Source organism: Arenibacter flavimaris, from assembly GCF_030291335.1.
Lineage (GTDB): Bacteria > Bacteroidota > Bacteroidia > Flavobacteriales > Flavobacteriaceae > Arenibacter.
In genome coordinates this window covers 84,746-101,900 of record NZ_JASWIM010000008.1, presented here as the reverse complement: position 1 = coordinate 101,900, position 17,155 = coordinate 84,746, and the positions used below count along the sequence as shown (strand labels likewise).

The 17,155-nt window shown below is 38.6% G+C and carries 7 protein-coding genes; all 7 read right to left on the bottom strand.

Annotated elements, in window-relative coordinates; all coding sequences use genetic code 11:
* Window positions 1-3,129 carry a DUF5107 domain-containing protein gene (locus QSE00_RS08965; RefSeq protein WP_286105674.1) on the bottom strand — a complete coding sequence of 1,043 codons (3,129 nt, stop codon included), beginning with the start codon at window positions 3,127-3,129 and terminating at the stop codon, window positions 1-3.
* Window positions 3,130-3,133: 4 nt separating this feature from the next.
* The gene (locus QSE00_RS08960; RefSeq protein WP_286105673.1) at window positions 3,134-6,454 is read right to left on the bottom strand and encodes a VCBS repeat-containing protein; all 3,321 of its coding nucleotides are present in this window, start codon (window positions 6,452-6,454) and stop codon (window positions 3,134-3,136) included.
* Window positions 6,455-6,585: 131 nt separating this feature from the next.
* Window positions 6,586-8,181 (bottom strand): SusD/RagB family nutrient-binding outer membrane lipoprotein, encoded by a 1,596-nt coding sequence (locus QSE00_RS08955; protein ID WP_286105672.1) that lies wholly within the window; start codon window positions 8,179-8,181, stop codon window positions 6,586-6,588.
* Window positions 8,182-8,216: 35 nt separating this feature from the next.
* Window positions 8,217-11,309 (bottom strand): SusC/RagA family TonB-linked outer membrane protein, encoded by a 3,093-nt coding sequence (locus tag QSE00_RS08950; RefSeq protein WP_286105671.1) that lies wholly within the window; start codon window positions 11,307-11,309, stop codon window positions 8,217-8,219.
* Between the two features lie 175 nt (window positions 11,310-11,484).
* Window positions 11,485-12,525, bottom strand: coding sequence for a LacI family DNA-binding transcriptional regulator (locus tag QSE00_RS08945; RefSeq protein WP_286105670.1), 1,041 nt, complete (start codon window positions 12,523-12,525; stop codon window positions 11,485-11,487).
* Between the two features lie 230 nt (window positions 12,526-12,755).
* Window positions 12,756-14,462: a sodium:solute symporter family protein gene (locus QSE00_RS08940; RefSeq protein WP_286105669.1), complete on the bottom strand. Its 1,707-nt coding sequence runs from the start codon at window positions 14,460-14,462 to the stop codon at window positions 12,756-12,758.
* Window positions 14,463-14,587: 125 nt separating this feature from the next.
* Window positions 14,588-17,098, bottom strand: coding sequence for a PIG-L family deacetylase (locus QSE00_RS08935; RefSeq protein WP_286105668.1), 2,511 nt, complete (start codon window positions 17,096-17,098; stop codon window positions 14,588-14,590).
* Between the last annotated feature and the right edge of the window lie 57 nt (window positions 17,099-17,155).

Genomic DNA, 17,155 nt, shown 5'->3' with positions numbered 1-17,155 from the left:
TCAATATTTGCTGGCCGCTTCCATTATCTTCAGCGACGGATGACTCAAAACGTTTTTGTTTCTTAATTCCTGCAGTGAGGCAGTATCATTATGGTACAATGCCAAAACCAACTTGCCCATTAAGCTGGAATCGATATTTGAAATTCTATTTATGGAAGATTCCAATTCCGAGTTCTTCGCCAATTTTTTAAGGGACAAAAGTTCAAACAGGTCATTGGGGGTTACCACTTTCTGTTTGTTCTTATTTTGAAAAGACAATATACCGTTCAACAACTGTGCACTTTTATTTGAATCTTGGAGCAATTCATAATTCACTGCAAGCAAATAATCCTGTAGCCTTTCATCTGCATGGAAAGGTTTTCCAACTCCCAGGTTTTCTGGCCATTCTTTTGACGATTCCAAAAGGGATATGGCTTTATTGTATTTCCCGGATTTCATATTGTTCAACGCCATTAAAATATGAGCCTCGGTATATATTTTTTTACTTTCTGAAGCATGTTCAAAAGGTAATATCAATATATCCTTTAGGACTTCAATGGTTTTTCCATACTGATCGTTCAATAGGGAGGATTTCGCATAAATCAACCCGATATTGGCATTTTTGGGATATTTGGCGTACGACTTTTTAGCCAATTTATATGCAGGTGCAATTTTATCATTATCTAAATAGAATTGAACTACTTCCTCCCTAAGTTTCCAATCAGAACTGTTTAGCTGCAATGCTTTTAAATAATCCTTTTCATTGGCTTCGTAATCTTTATTTTGGAACATTCTTGCCCTGAAACGATAAAAAATATCGGAATCAGGTTCATTTCCAGAATCCTGTAGAAGCTGTAACCCCAAATCCTTTTGTCCAACGGCGATATAGTTCTGCGCCAAGTAGTATTTAAATTTCCAATTTGCATTTTGGGAGATGGCCCACTGTAAAACATCAATGGTTTCAGGCCTGTAAGGGAAAACAAAATCAACCGGGGCTGCTATGGCCCTATCCAAGTATTCATTACTAGGCCCACCGGCCATATCCTGGGCCAAATAAGCTGTCCAAAGATGTATTTTGGCATTCGCTGTTTTGGACAATTTTAGAATCTCCATTGCTTCCTGTACCAATCCTATGCCCTTGTAATAAATGGCCAGTTCCAGTATGGATTCATCGGGAAATTCATTGCTGATCTCCTTCGGCATACTAATAGAGGCGCGCCCAGATTGAAATTGGGATTCTAACAGGGCAAAGTGATTCAATGGATCTATTCTAATTAGTTCGTCATATTCTTGATTAAATGCATTGGAGTTATTGTTTTTCCTATGCAACAATAATTTAATTTTTCGTGCATTTAGGTTGTAGGTATTGTAATCCAATGCCTTATTGGCATATAGATTCGCTTTTTCAAAATTTTGAACAAAGAAATAAATTTCGGCCATTTGGGCATAGGAGACAGATCTGTAGTTAATGCTTCTAGCCGCCCAGCCTAAAGATTCCAAAGCATTTATAGTGTCATTTAGGGAGCGATATATAATTCCGGCCAAGTAATTGGCTTCAGTATTATAGGTATCCAATTTTAAAACCCTATTAACATATTTCAGGGCTTTGTCATAATTCGTTTTCCGATATTCCAAACCCGCCATTTTCAAGAGTCCATCCTGATGTGAGGGGTCAATATCTACCAATTCATTTAATTTTTTGGCGGCAAGTTCATAGTCCCTAAACTTTAGGGCCTCCCAACCTTCATGGTACAATTGTTGGCTCATGGAAACCTTTACTGCTTCATCATCAATAAACGGACGCTTTATGAGGGTGCTTTCACCATTGGAGGTATAAAATAATTTTTTATCGCCTAATTGCACCACTATTTCCCCGGAGTCCTCCAATGGAAGCTCTTTGGAAAATACTCCCATAGGCTTTAGGCTAATTTCCTCAGAAAAAACTTCTTTCCCATTAATGGATACCCGCAAATTGTCTCTTAAACTTTGAAGGGCATTGATACCGATATAGAGGCCTTTATCCGATTCCTTAACGTTAAGGACGCCGAATTCCGTGGCATCTACCATGCCACCAATTTCCTTGAAAGGAAACCAGATTTCTCTCCAGCGGTCCATGACATAGGGTTCAAAATTGGCTTGGGAAATAGGATTGGTTTCTCCAGGAAAATATTGATTAAGAAGTCGACCCGCCTGGAATTCCATATACTGTCCATCGGTGTCCGTTAGTAAATCCTCCCAAATAGCTCCCGACCTTGCCATGGACCATAACCAGAGTTTCTGTCCCGGCATCTCTTCATAGGGTGCCCAATGGCCAAAACCAAATTTTCTATTGTGGTAGTATCCGCCAAAAAAGTCCTTATAATCGCCTACAACATGCTCGGAAATATCCTTGTCAAAATTATTGTTTTTATAGAGGGAAAGATCTCGGCCTTCTGCATCTATGGGCCATGGTTTGGCTGTTCCCCCGTGTTCCAAAAATTGATTCCCTGGATAGATGAACTCCAAATCGTCCGAAACCACTGCGGCAGCGGTCATCCAATTGTAATAGGATTGATCTATAAGGGAACCGTTGTACCAAGAGGCATTGGTCTCAAAGTAGGCCTTGTCTTTCTCGAGCCTAATTTCTACCCTCCAATCTGTACTTGATGGGAGGTCAGCACTGCCCACGACACAGCTTACACTGCCATCTTCATTAGTTTTTACCACATAATCTACCGGAGTAGCAGTAGAGGGATGATGCCCTATAATGCCAAAATTAAATTCAATACCTCCAGAGGTCCAAGGTCCGCGCATTGAAATATTCCGGAATTTGATTACTTCATTTTTATAAAGGTATTCCTCACCGGTACTTTTCTCTATAGCTCCCCAGACTTTACCACCTATTTCAGGCAGGACAAAGACTTTAATGAATTCATTTTCTAAGGTAACTACCTTCCAATTTTTCTTCTTTGCTATATTTTCATAACCTTCATACTTGAAATACGGAAAGATTTTGGCATTGTCCGTCAGGATAGGGACAGGGTTAGGTTTACTATAGTCATACGTTTCCAAGGACATCATTTCCTCCTTTATGGTCACAGATGGCGATTGTGCCATGGTTCCGAGACAGAATCCCAATGCAATTATTACGCTGATACTCTTTACTTTCACTTTGCTATTTTTTAGTTGATTCTATTTTATACATTGCTATAGCATCATTGTTTCTTACAAACAACACTACCTGAGTTTTATCGGCCAAGGTAATTTTGGTGATGTCCCTTATTTCGCCGTCAATATTTAAACCACTTTCCAGTACAGTTGAAGGCTTAAAATTGCCTTTTCCGTCACCAAATAGGACCAAGCCCTTATTGGCATCATACCTTCCAAATTTCACCCTGGTTCCAAAAAAATTACCACCAACAACCAAGTCTTCGTTGCCATCATTATTAAAATCACCCTTTAATATCCTATATATTGGCGAAAATTGTGTTTCTACTGGCAAGGGAACGAGTTTAAATTTTCCATCACCTAGGTTTTCCATATAACTGGTATTGAAATTTTCAGCTTTTAAGACCATGGCCCCTTTTAATTCATCTGGGCTAAAAACATCGGTAATTTTCGCTGAGGCATAATCTGAATAATTTAAATATTTTCCTTTGAGACCACTTAATTGCCCCACCAAATCATCTTTTGAAAAAACAGGAAATTCTTCTCCCAGATTATAAGAAGTCATTATGGGATCCAAGGAACCATTGTTATCAAAGTCTTTGGTATATAAACTAACCGGCTCAGCTATGGACGTTTTTAATTGAGAATTTCTACCGAAGTTTCCAATAATATAATCCATATCACCATCCTTGTCAAAATCCCCTTGTTCAATGCTGTTCCACCAGCCCTCGGAATCTTTCAGCCCATTGTTCTCATATACTTCCACAAGTTTACCACCTGCATTTTTGAATGTTCTGATTTTCATCCATTCACCTACTAAAATTAGATCATTAATAGTATCGTTATCAAAATCGGTCCATATAGCATCTGTAACCATTCCGGGGTATTCAAGATCTGGGTTTATAGTAAATGTGATATCCGTAAAAACGCCTTTACCATTGTTCTGCAAAATATAACTTCTTGGTGCTGTGGGATATTTGCCAGGAACCAATCTACCACCAACAAAAAGGTCCAAATCCCCATCCCCGTCAATATCATTGGCTTTTACACAGGAACCACTAGTAATCATTTTAGGCAATCCTGTGGTGCTTTTTGCAAAGTTGCCCCTGCCGTCGTTAATGTACAGTCTATCTTGTAGTTCACTGGAATCTTCCTCAAAATCGTTTCCTCCGCTTACCACATAGAGATCCATATCCCCATCGTTATCCGCATCGAAGAAAAGAGAGCCAATATCTTCCGATTCCTTATCAGTACGGAATGTTTTTTCATTTATGGCCAGGAACTTGCCTGAAGACATTTGCTTAAACATTCGGCCTTCACTTCCTTTGGCACCGCCTACATATATATCTTCCAAGCCATCATTATTTACGTCCGCTTTGGTAATTGTTGGTCCTTGGGTAGATAATTTATGGGGGAGTAACTGTTCCCGTTTAAAATCGTTATAATCATTCTCCAAATGCCGGTAGGGGATAAGACTGTCTAAAGTTATGTCCGTAAAAAAGGTTTTGCCAACTATTGCTTCGGAATTATTCTCCACTAAAGCTGCATCATTTTGATTTAGGGTAATTGTTTGATCGGCCTTTACATCGGTCATAACCTGAACCTTGCCATCTGGCCAAATAATTTTCACCTTATCAACTGTCTCAACGGCCCCTAATCCAAAAATTAAATTAAAATCAACGGAAGATTGAAATCCTCTAGTAGGCATCAATTCTTGCATAAGTATTTTATTTCCAATATTTAATACGACTTTTGATCCAATTCCAAATGTATTTTTTCCGTCTCCTTTAAAATTGAATTTTAGGTGGTGATTTGTGTTATGCAACTCACTATTGTTTCTATAAACAAAGGCATATGCATCTATATTGTTGACTACAAGGTCTAGATCACCGTCATTGTCCAGGTCCGCATATACTGCTCCATTGGAGAGCGATTTTTGATCTAGGCCCCATTCTTTATTGACCTTGGAGAAAGAAAGATCGCCGTTGTTATGATAGGTGTAATTTTCCACAATTGTAGGGGGCATTTTTTCTAACAAATCCGAAATAGCGGTTGCCACTCCGGTATTATTTTCCTTTAACTTTTCATGTACGGCATAATTCATAAAATCCATATTGGTATAATCCCTTTTATAGCCATTGGTAATAAACAAATCTTTAAAACCGTCATTGTCAAGGTCCGTAAAAAGGGATGCCCAGCTCCAATCGGTGTTAGACACGCCAGCGAATTGGCCAATTTCTGAAAATGATTGCCCTTGATTGTTCAAATGCATCATATTTCGCATGTTCTGATAGTAAAATCCAGATTTTTCCAAAAAACTATTTTTATCATAATTGTCTGGACCGGAAACCATCTTTATGCGGTAATTATCTTCTGGTAGCATGTCCAAGGTCATTATATCGGTAAACCCATCATTATTAATGTCTGCTATATCAGAACCCATGGAATAAAGTGAAGTATGGCCAATATAATTTTCCAAGCTTTCGGTAAAAGTACCGTCTTGATTATTGATATATAGATAATCCTGTTCATTATAATCATTTGAAATATAAATGTCCGGCCAGTTGTCATTATTAACGTCCGATACGGCTATTCCAAGTCCAAATCCAAGCACGTTGGAAATGAGACCTGTCTCCTCGCTTACGTTAACAAACTTTCCATTATCGTTCCTATAAAGCTTATCTGAATAGTCATCGTTTTTACGATTTTTCAAGGAAGATGTTATTTGCCCAAACCCGGCATAATCCTGAATCGAATGGTTAAGCACATACAGATCTAAATCCCCATCTTTATCATAATCAAAAAAAGAAGCTTGTGTGGAATACCCCGAATCATCTACACCATACTCTGCGCCTTTTTCTGTGAACGTAAGATCTCCATTGTTAATGAATAGTAGGTTTCTCCTTTTGTTAGGAGCTTGTGCTGTGGAGCGACAAACATAAATGTCCAATAAGCCATCGGCGTTAACATCTGCCATGGTGGTACCTGTGTTCCATAAACCCTCTGCGAACACACCGGCTTTTTCAGCAATTTCCTTAAATCTAAAATCTCCTTGATTAATATACAAACGACTCCCGACCATATTGCCGGTGAAGTACAAGTCAGCAAGACCGTCATTGTTGACATCTCCAACCGAAACCCCTCCGCCATTATAGAGATAACCGTACTCTAGGACATTAAATTCTTCTGTTTCCTTTAGTACGTTTTTGAATTTGATACCCGTTATGTTTGAAGGAAGAAGTGTAAACATTTTACTGGTGTCATCCCGTGTACAGGAAGTAGAAATTGCAATAACGACAAGTAGGGTATATTTTAGGATATGGCGCATATCTTCGTGTATAATTATGTAATTATGAATCTAATAAATTTAATGTTTCACAAAATAGGGAAACATGATCATATATATTAAAAAAAAGACCGCTGTTAGGGGCGGTCTTTTTAATTGAATATTAAAATAGTTTAATTCTTTGCATCCCACCACAATTTGGTAGTTCCATCATCCGGGCCACCTAATAAATTATTAATGGCATCCGTTACAGCTTCTTCATTTGTTGAATATTCACTTGATACGTAAGTCATTCTGCGCGGCAATTGGTCGACACTGATTTTAGCATTTAGCGAATTCAATCGATCGTATAGTTTAGGATATCCTGTTCTCCTTCTTTCGGCATATGCTTCTTCGCTATTTGGATATAATGCGATCCATTTTTGAGTGATGATCTGCTCTAATTGTTCCTCTGCTGTACCACCTGAATTATAGGCGACAGGAACAGTTGAGACAGCAGGTGTTGTACCATCAAAAGATGCTGGTAGATTGGTACTGCTGATATAGTCATTACCTGAAAGATCACTTCCGTCGAACCCAAGCTCAGTATGTGAGGCGACTATTCCTTGATTGTAAAGAGCCTCAGCCGTACCACCCATTGCCCATCCTTCCAATGCGCCTTCCGCTCTTAGAAAGTAAACTTCAGAAGCATCGATTATTGATATATTTGGACCAGGACTATCTGCTGTGGTGAAAGCCGCAGCCATATCTGACGCTAAATTATTGAAGGCAATAGCTTGTTTATCCGCCTTGAGTTGGCCATTGCGTATCCCTTCATAGTCAAACAAAAGGCCTGCAGGATCATCAGATGGGTCAGGATCAGCTGCCGGCGCAAAATAGCTTGCAATTCGTGGATCTTGGTATCCCTTTAGAATACTTTCCATATCAGCACTCATCCGAAATTCTCCCCATTGGGTAATCGTTGTATAGTGATTACGAAAATCGTTGTTTGTAGTGATTTTGGCATTATCTGCATTGTTATCAATAATACCGTCAGTCACCGCCTTTTCAGCTTCAGACTTAGACTTTGCCGCATCAACATATTTTATGCGAAGTGCCATTCGAAGACGTAAACTATTCGCGAATTTCAACCAAGAATCTATATCGCCTCCATATATAACATCGTTAGAACCCAAAAATGAGGTTTGGCCAGAATTTGCTTTAAGCACGGTTACTGCTTCATCCAATGTCGTAAAGAAATTATTATAAATGTCCTCCTGTGAATCATATAAAACTACATTTTCAAGATTTCCAAAATTAGAATAGGGAATTGGTCCCCATAGGTCGGTAATTCTTTGGTAAGCGTAAACCCTCCAGACCTTCATCATTGCGTTTTCAATAGTGAAACCTAATTCTTCGGCAGTATCCTCTGCTATTTTGATATTGGGTGCCGATTGATTATAAAACCAAGTATAGGCCCCATTAAGCCAACTACCAACAAGTATAAATTGATCACTATCGAAATTCGCAGCTGTTGTTGCAAAATAATTGGCGTATATATCTGGGAATAAGGAATGTCCTAATTGAAACGCGCCCCTTCCATCCGAAATACCTTGAAAAGGAGTGTAATTAGGAGTGTACAAGGCACTTTTTACAAATAATGGATATTCTGATTGTGTCACGGCCGCTTCGGTAAAATTCTTAGGGTCCGTATTTAGCTCCGTAAAATCGTCTGTACAGCTGCCAAAAAATAGCAATAGCACAATTGCTAATATATTTATTTCTTTCATTTTTTTCTTTTTTTATTTTAAGATTGAATCGGTTTTTAGAAGCCAAGATTAATCGAAACGCCAAATGTCCTTGTAGTAGGTGGCGCAAATGATTCTCTACCTTCAGATGAAATTTCCCCATTGTTGTTGCCAGATTCTCTAGAGTTCGTGGAAACACTATTTAGGGATTCGGGGTCAAAATTACCTGCTTTATTGGATATAAAGAACAGGTTCCTTCCTACTAGCGAAATTCGCGCTGATGTTAAAAAGGTCTTGGAAATAGCATCTTGGGGTACGGAATAGCCCAAAATTAGTTCACGGAGCCTTATGTTGGAGGCATCTTTTATAAATGCTTCCCCTACAGGGGCGTTTCTGCCGCCAAGACGGTTCCACAAGTCTTCAGAATTTATAGAAATATTATTGGCGGTTGTAGAGCCTTCTATAACGGCATTTTCATTTGCAAAAATGTTCTCTCCGAATATTAGACTGCCATCCCTACCTTGGGCAGTGTAATCCAAAAGACCATCTGCAGCCATAATTGCTTCAGTGAAACTTGTTGTTGTACCTCCTTGCCTGATATCAATAAGCGCACTAAAATTAAAATTCTTATATCTAAAGGAGTTCCTGATTCCCCCCATCCAATCAGGATTGAAGTTTGAAACTAAAACATCCTTACCAGGAGTAGTCACAGGAAGTCCATTGGCATCCACAATGACATTTCCGGAATCATCCCTTTGAAATCCTCTAGAATATACATCTCCAAAGGGTTCTCCTTTTACCAATCGGTATTGTCTTATAAAATCGTCGGCAATTATCAATTCATCCTGCCCATCTATAATGTCCAAAACCTTACTATCATTTTTTGCAAAATTAAAATCCAAATCCCATGAAAAATCTGAAGTTTTTATAATGCCGGCTCCCAGGGTAATCTCCACACCTGAGTTTTGGATGTCTCCACCGTTTTGGAACCTAGAACCAATACCTGACCCGGAAGGTGCTGGGGTACTGAATATTTGGTCAAAGGTATTTGTTTTGTAATATGTAAAACTGAAATCCAAAAGTCCATTGATGAATTGTGTATCGAAACCGAATTCCGTTGAACGTGTGGTCTCAGGCTTTAAATCTTCAACCGGTAGGGTAGGGTTAATTCTTAACCTACCATTGCTAATATCCGCTCTTCTGGATAAGCTAAACGCATCTGTATCATTTCCTACTTCAGCCCATGAACCTCTTATTTTTAAGTAATTAAATCCAGATCCAAACTCTACCAAATCACTTATAACTGCAGTTAAACCCACAGAAGGATAAAAATATGAACGATTGCTCGCCGGTAGGGTAGAACTCCAATCATTACGACCAGTTACGTTCAAGAAGATTGCATTTTTATAGGATAATTCTCCGAAACCATAAACCGACTGTACCTCAAAACGATCCAAGGATTCAGTGGCCGTTGGATCAGAGGTATTACTCAACGCAAAAAAGTTCTCAATGGTGAAAGTATTGCCTTGTCCCACAAGCTCATTAAATTTAAACACCCTTTGGTTGGCTCCCAAATTCACATCGATTTTAAAATCTTCTGAAATATTGGTATTATAATTCAAAAGTACATCCGTGTTCCAATCGTATTGATTATTGGCACTTTTTCTATACTGTCCATTTTGAGCTACCGTGTACGTATCATTGTACCATAATGTTTCAGCCGAGCTACTTGTCCTATCCATGGTAGATCTACCTAAAATTGACAAATTATCGGTTATATCATATTTTAGGGATAATAACGCCAATACCCTCTCATCAAGTCGTGGACTAATTACATTATTAACAGTCCAATATGGGTTTCCACCACCGTTGAATCTAGGTAAAAAATAGTGTTGTCTCAATTTACCTTCATCATTAAAAAATTGATAGTGCTCCAAATCTGATGTCCGAATATTTCTTGGCAATTTGTATAAATATCTTAGGGGGTTATCAAAGCCTTCTCCTACGGACAAAACATTGGAAAAATCGTCCCGTATATAATTAATTTTCGAATCCACATGCAGTTTATCCGAAATATCAGAAGTTATTCGGGCAGTAATACTATGCCTTTTTAAATCGTTGTTGGGCATAATTCCACTTGCGTCGGTGAAAGTGTAGCCAAGAAACACATTAGATTTTTCTCCCTTAATATTAACCGAAAGGTTTGTGGCAATATTGTGGCCAAGGTTAAAAAAGTCTTTAATATTATCAGGTTGTGCTTCGTAGGCATAAGTTTGACCATAAAGCGGATAATTGGTGTCATTGGACCAATGTGCCACTTGACTTCCATCAAATTTTGGACCCCAAGATGTGGTGGCGGCAGGTGCATAACTTCCTGCAGAACCTTGACCGTATTCATTTTGAAGCTTTAGTAAATATATTGGCGAGGCCAAATCTGTTGTGAACCCCAAACTGGTGGACACGCCTTCTTTAGCACCTCTACCAGATTTTGTAGTTACTATTATCGCACCGTTTTGAGCCCTACTACCATATAATGCAGCAGCATTCGCACCTTTTAGTACCGAAATTTCTTGGATGTCGTCTGGGCTAATATTGGAAATATCACCATTCAACAAAATTCCGTCTACAACATATAAGGGCTGACTACTACCACTAATTGAACGGTTACCTCTAAGAAGTACCTTGGATGCAGATCCGACGCCACTGGAACCTGTTGTTACAGAGAGACCCGCAACCTTACCGCTTAGACCATTTACCACGTTGAGTGATCTAGCTTGTGTCATCTCTTCTGAGTCTACTCCTTGCGTAGCATATGAAAGGGATTTCTTCTGGCGTGTAATACCCAATGCCGTTACAACCACTTCTCCCAATTGTTCGGCATCCTCTACCATTGTTACATTAATAGTGCTGGATGCACCTACAGTAGTGGATTGTGTTTTCATACCTATATAGGAAAATACAAGTACGTCTCCACTTGCAGCTTCAATGGAATAATTTCCATCAAAATCAGTCTGAGATCCAGTTGTTGTTCCTTGTACAAGTACGTTTACACCTGGTAAAGGGGAACCATCCGTAGCATCAGTGACCGTACCTGTCACCGTTTTGCTTTGCGCCAGTAACGGATAAGCTCCGAACACTAGTACAAAAAATAATAGCAATTTTTTGACCATAATAAAGTTGTTTGAGTTAAATAATTAGTTGTTTGTTAATATTAAGTTAAGAGTGAAATTAATCTTTTTTTTTTATAAAACAAATAGTAAAGGTGTTAATGTGTTCGAGCACATTAAATAAAACCTTATTTTTTCTAAGGCTAGTGCCGAATAATAATCGGTTTAAACAAGCTAATTAAATATAATAATGTGCGTTTTCTGTGGTAATAATATCTATAGGTAATAATTCCCGTGGGGGTAAGGGCTTTCCGAAAAGGAAATGTTCAGCTAAGTAATTAACACTCAGAAAAGCCTGTCTTTTTGGTTTCTGGTGAATTAAGAATTTTATGGCCCCTTGTTTAAGATACTTTATATTAGGCTTTAATAAATCATACCCTATAATTTTCCCATCCTTTTTTCCTAGACTTTCAAAAGCTTCTACCAACATATATGCTTTTGAATTGGTTACAAAAAAGGCACTTATATTGGGATTGCTTTTTATAAATTGGGATACCTCCAGATTAAAACTGGTTCTATCGGCAGAATTAAACGTTTTGGATACAATAACGTGATTGCTGCCCTGCTTTTCTGTAAAAAACTCTATAAACCCATTTTCCTTTGATTGCATATGGGGTTCTTTGTTTATATGAATGATAGCTATACCATCATTCTTTTCAATTATTTTCTCCATTAAACTTGCAGCAACCCTGCCACTTTGTTTAAGATCCTGACCTATAAAAATTTGCTCCTTAAAAGTGTTCATATGGTTGTTGAACAACACAACCGGAATCTTGGCTCCACAGCATTGTCCCAAAACCACTTGGGACTCATTTTCAAAAATGGGAGCCATTAAAAGAACATCGGGCTGGGATAGAATAGCTTCCCTTGATTGGTCCATAAAGGAGGTTCTATCTGTAGGGTCGTAAAAATATTTACTTATTAGTATTCCAAAAGGGGTAAATTGATCTGCGGCCTCTACAACTCCTTCATTGGCAGGAATCCAATAGGGATCCTTATGGGGGTCCGGAAGTAGTACATGTATACTATACGTTTTATTCTTTTTAAGATTTCGGGCAATGGGATTGGGCCTATAATCTATTTCCTTAAGAATTTTATCCACTTTCTCGAAGGCACTTTTGGAAACCTTCCCGCGTTTATGTAATACCCTATCTACTGTTCCCTTGGAAACACCTGCCATTTGAGCAATGTCCTTTATAGTATATTTATCCTTAATCATTATATTGTTGATTCTGGAACAGAATTTTAGGCATATGAAGAAGCTCTTAATGGATTTTCAACATTAAATATAGAAATATTCCTAAGATATTACCTAAAATTTTCGTTAGCTTCATCATTTTACGGTATATAACAATCATAAAACGCAAATCTATCCTGATAAAAAGCGAGGAAAAGAATTTTGGTTTTTTTCCATATACAATACCCATTCCACTAAAGGGAGAAGAAAAACTAAGCTTTAACCGGTGGGTTTTTCAGTAGGCGATCAAATCCTTCCAATATGGTAGCCAAAATAATGATCAAACAACAACCGAAGGCATTTAACCACAAATAGGACATCCAGTCATAACTAAAACCAATTATGACGATGCACTGTGTTATCAAGGCAGCTACAAAAACAGCATTTCCCTTAATGAATTTAAAAAAGAAGGCGATGAGAAAGATACCAAGAACGTTTCCGTAAAATATAGACCCTATAATATTTACTAATTGAATAAGATTATCGAACAAATTGGCCACACAAGCAATTGAAATGGCTATAGCTCCCCACATAAGGGTAAACAACTTTGAAACTTTTACATAATGCGCCTGAGTAAATTCACCCTTTTTATTACGCTTATACAAGTCCAAAGAGGTAACCGTTCCCAAGGCATTTAATTCTGAGGCGGTAGAGGACATAGCTGCCGATAATATCACCGCCAATAAAAGTCCAATAAGTCCTTTGGGGAGAAAATTTAAAATAAAATGTATAAATACATAATCCTTGTCATTGGTCTCTACACTGTCATCGGCCATGGCAATTAGGGCCTGGGCTGCCTTTCTATTTTCCTTATCTTTGTTGTTTATATTTACAATGTGCTGTTTGGCATCTTCAATAGCATCATACTCCTTAAGATCAAGGGCCCCGGAAAATTTATTTTGGGCCATTCTTTTTTCACCTTCCAACACCAACTGTTCCTCTTCCAATATCTTATAATCCTCCGAGTAAGGAGATTCCATTATGGCATTGGTAGCCGCGGGATTGAAATTTAAAGGAGAATGGTTGAACTGAAAAAAAATAAACACCATTACCCCCACCAATAAAATAAAGAACTGCATGGGTATTTTTAACAATCCATTGAAAATTAAGCCAAGTTGACTTTCCCTTACGGTTTTTCCGGAGAGATATCTTTGAACCTGGCTTTGGTCCGTACCAAAGTAGGCCAGGGCTAGGAAAAGTCCGCCCGTTATTCCACTCCAAAACGTATACCTACTGGTGGTATTGATGCTAAAATCCAAAATATTCAATTTATCACTGGCTCCAGCAATTTTCAGCGCCTTGCTAAAAGTGATGTCTGCTGGCAAATAACCTAGTATAAAAAAGAACGCGATGAACATCCCTGTCATTATAATGAACATTTGTTGTTTATGCGTAACACTTACCGCTCTGGTACCACCAGAAACGGTATAAATTATCACTAGAATGCCTATTAAAATATTTAGGGTCTTTAAATCCCAACCCAATACAGCGGAAAGAATAATTGAAGGGGCAAAAATCGTAATCCCGGCGGCAAGGCCACGCTGAATTAAAAATAATAATGCCGCCAAGGTCCTTGTTTTTAGATCGAAGCGGTTTTCCAAAAATTCATAAGCCGTATATACATTGAGCCGATGATAAATGGGAACAAATACAATACAAATGATAATCATGGCCAATGGCAGGCCAAAATAAAACTGAACGAACCCCATTCCATCATGAAAAGCCTGTCCGGGTGTGGACAAAAATGTTATGGCACTGGCCTGCGTAGCCATTACGGACAAACCTATGGTCCACCATTTGGCATCGTGACCACCAAGGACATAGTCCGTTACATTCTTACTGCCCTTTGTTTTCCAAACACCATATCCAACAATAAAAATAAGGGTTCCGACAAGTATGATCCAATCTATTGCAGCCATTTTATCGGTTTCCGGTCATTATTAAATAAAAAACAATTATATAGATAATATTGAGCGCTATTACCAGCGTATATTCTTTTTTCCAATCAAATTTTTCGAACATAATGATTCTTATTAGCTACAGCTTATTTTTGAGTCTCTTGTTTCAGGGAAAGCATGTTGGCAAACAGTCTATAAGCTCCTGTTACACCTGCCGGCAACTCCCTAAAAAAACTTAATCCCGTATAAATATAGTTCCCCTTGCCGTAAGGTGCAACTAATAAACTACCGGATAAGGCCGATTCCCCTTCATCGTTCATGGCTAGAATTGGCGTAAATTCATTGGACCATTGATTCGGGAAATAAAGTCCACGTTCCTGTACCCAGCCATTAAAATCGTCTTGGGTTATTTTATTGGGATAATTAACTAGGGGATGTGTTTTGGCCAGTATGCCAACACTGGATGATTCATCCGTAACCCTATCCCGGGAAATGGTCAGGGGGTAGGGGGCAAGGTTTTCCATGTCCAACCCATTTCTACCAGCTGTATTGTACTGAACAATAAGGTTGCCGCCATCCTTAACATAATCCAATAAATAGCGTTGTTTAAATTTTAATTCATCCACCACGTTGTATGCCCTTATACCTACAACAATGGCATCAAACTTGGTCAAGGATCCTGCTTGTATGCCTGAAGGGTCTATTTTTTGGACCTTATATCCTATTTGTGTTAGACTTTCAGGTATTTCATCGCCAGCCCCCTCTATATACCCAATATTTTCTCCATTCTTGTCGATGTCCAAACGCACCACTTTGGTTTCGCTAGGCATCAACACCGATTGTTTGGGAATGTGGTCATAGGATATTTCTATCAATTCTTTGGATATTTCCTTGCCATCCACTTTAATAATGGGGGAAATATAATTTTCATCTTCTACCAAAGGTGGGGTCAAGACAAATTTCAATATTCGCTGGTCGCCTTTTTTTGCTATTTCAAAAGGTTTTATTTCCTGATCAACTTTCCAACCTTTTCCAAAACACAGTTGCAATTCGCCCTTTACATTGTCTTTAAGTGCTTTTATAGTAACAGGAATTTCCTTGGGTTCGGAATTGGAAAAAATGATTACCTTATCCTTAAAGCTAGCTGTTGCCTCTGGCAATATCTCAAAGGGTTGATAAAGTTCACCTTTTTCCGGTTTGGAATATCTGTATACAATTGGTTTTTCAATATTTATGGTAAACCCATTGAAATCCAGTTCAAAATTTACTTTAAAGGCTTTGGGTGTTTCCGGTTTCCCTATTAGATTTTGATCCTCTACCGTATACATTCCCGTGCTGCCTTTGGCATTTAGCCAATATGGGCTAGTGTATCCTATATTTTCGGGAACATTTAGATCCATTTGGAATAACTCCTTCTGGTTTTCTTTTAGGGCGATTTTTTTAATTATGCGATTATCGGTGCTGGTGGAAACGGCTAAAAGATTAATCTTGGCATTGCTTCTATTCAGAGCCTCAATATTTATAACGATATTACTTCCAGGGTAGGTATTGGATTCTGCGGAAGTAGCCTCCAAATAGAGTCCACTGACTGCTTGTATGATTTCTTCCAATTCTTTTTTCTTGATTTCTTTCCAGTGCTCGTCCTTTATTTTTAAGATAGCCCTATAACCTTCTATGAGCTTTGGCAGGTGTCTTGACGGTTGGGCAAAATCGAAGTTATTTTCTATTTCATATAAAATCTTCCCAACGGCTGCCCCTCCTTCAACACGTGACCAAGTGGTATTAATCCCGTCGAAAATATCCGATCTATTCTTTGGGAGATCGCCTTTTAAAAGTTCTATATATTCCTTTTCACTACCGCGCGTTGCCAACCTTCCAAAACCTTGGCACAAATGCTGACTACTTGCAAGAGATGCTATTTCATTGTTGGATAAGCCCTTCAAAGGATAATAGACCCCAACCTCCAGATCGATCATCTTGGATTTGTCCGCTTTTTGGAACTTGTCCTCACTGCCATAAAACCACCAAGAGGTATTAAAAAAAAGCCTTTTTGGCTGCCAAATGTCCGTCTTCTTTAGTTGTTCAGGATATATATTGGGGTTGTTGGCCAAATCGAAGGCCTCATAGCTCAGCATGGCCGAAGAAGTATGATGACCGTGTGTAGAACCTGGCGATCTGTGGTCAAATCTATTGATAATAACATCTGGCTTAAAATTGCGTATAACCCAAATAACATCACTTAGCACAGCCTCTTTGTTCCAGATTTTAAGAGTTTCCTTTGGGTGCTTGGAGTACCCGAAATCATTAGCCCGCGTAAAAAATTGTTCCCCGCCGTCTATACGCCTGGCAGCCAATAGTTCCTGTGTACGCAAAACCCCCAACAGCTCTCTAAGTTCGGGACCGATTAAATTTTGCCCTCCATCACCGCGGGTTAGGGATAAGTAGGCCGTTTTAGCTTTTGTTTCATTGGAAAGATAGGAAATCAACCGTGTGTTTTCATCATCCGGATGAGCCGCGATATAAAGGGCCGAACCCAAAAAATTCAATTTTTGAATGGCATGAAAAATATCCGAAGAAGTATTCTTTTTAGGTGCTTGAGCATCAGCAAGTTGAAATGAGAATAGTATCCCAATAAAGAATACCCAAGGAAGGCGCATACGTATATGTTTTAGTTGGTTTCCAAATATAAAAATATAAAATCCGAAGCCGTAATT

Bases quoted from the DNA above. Each gene is read 5' to 3' on its own strand.
- QSE00_RS08960 (WP_286105673.1), bottom strand. From the start codon at position 6,454: ATGCGCCATATCCTAAAATATACCCTACTTGTCGTTATTGCAATTTCT.
- QSE00_RS08955 (WP_286105672.1), bottom strand. From the start codon at position 8,181: ATGAAAGAAATAAATATATTAGCAATTGTGCTATTGCTATTTTTTGGC.
- QSE00_RS08935 (WP_286105668.1), bottom strand. From the start codon at position 17,098: ATGCGCCTTCCTTGGGTATTCTTTATTGGGATACTATTCTCATTTCAA.
- QSE00_RS08940 (WP_286105669.1), bottom strand. From the start codon at position 14,462: ATGGCTGCAATAGATTGGATCATACTTGTCGGAACCCTTATTTTTATT.
- QSE00_RS08945 (WP_286105670.1), bottom strand. From the start codon at position 12,525: ATGATTAAGGATAAATATACTATAAAGGACATTGCTCAAATGGCAGGT.
- QSE00_RS08950 (WP_286105671.1), bottom strand. From the start codon at position 11,309: ATGGTCAAAAAATTGCTATTATTTTTTGTACTAGTGTTCGGAGCTTAT.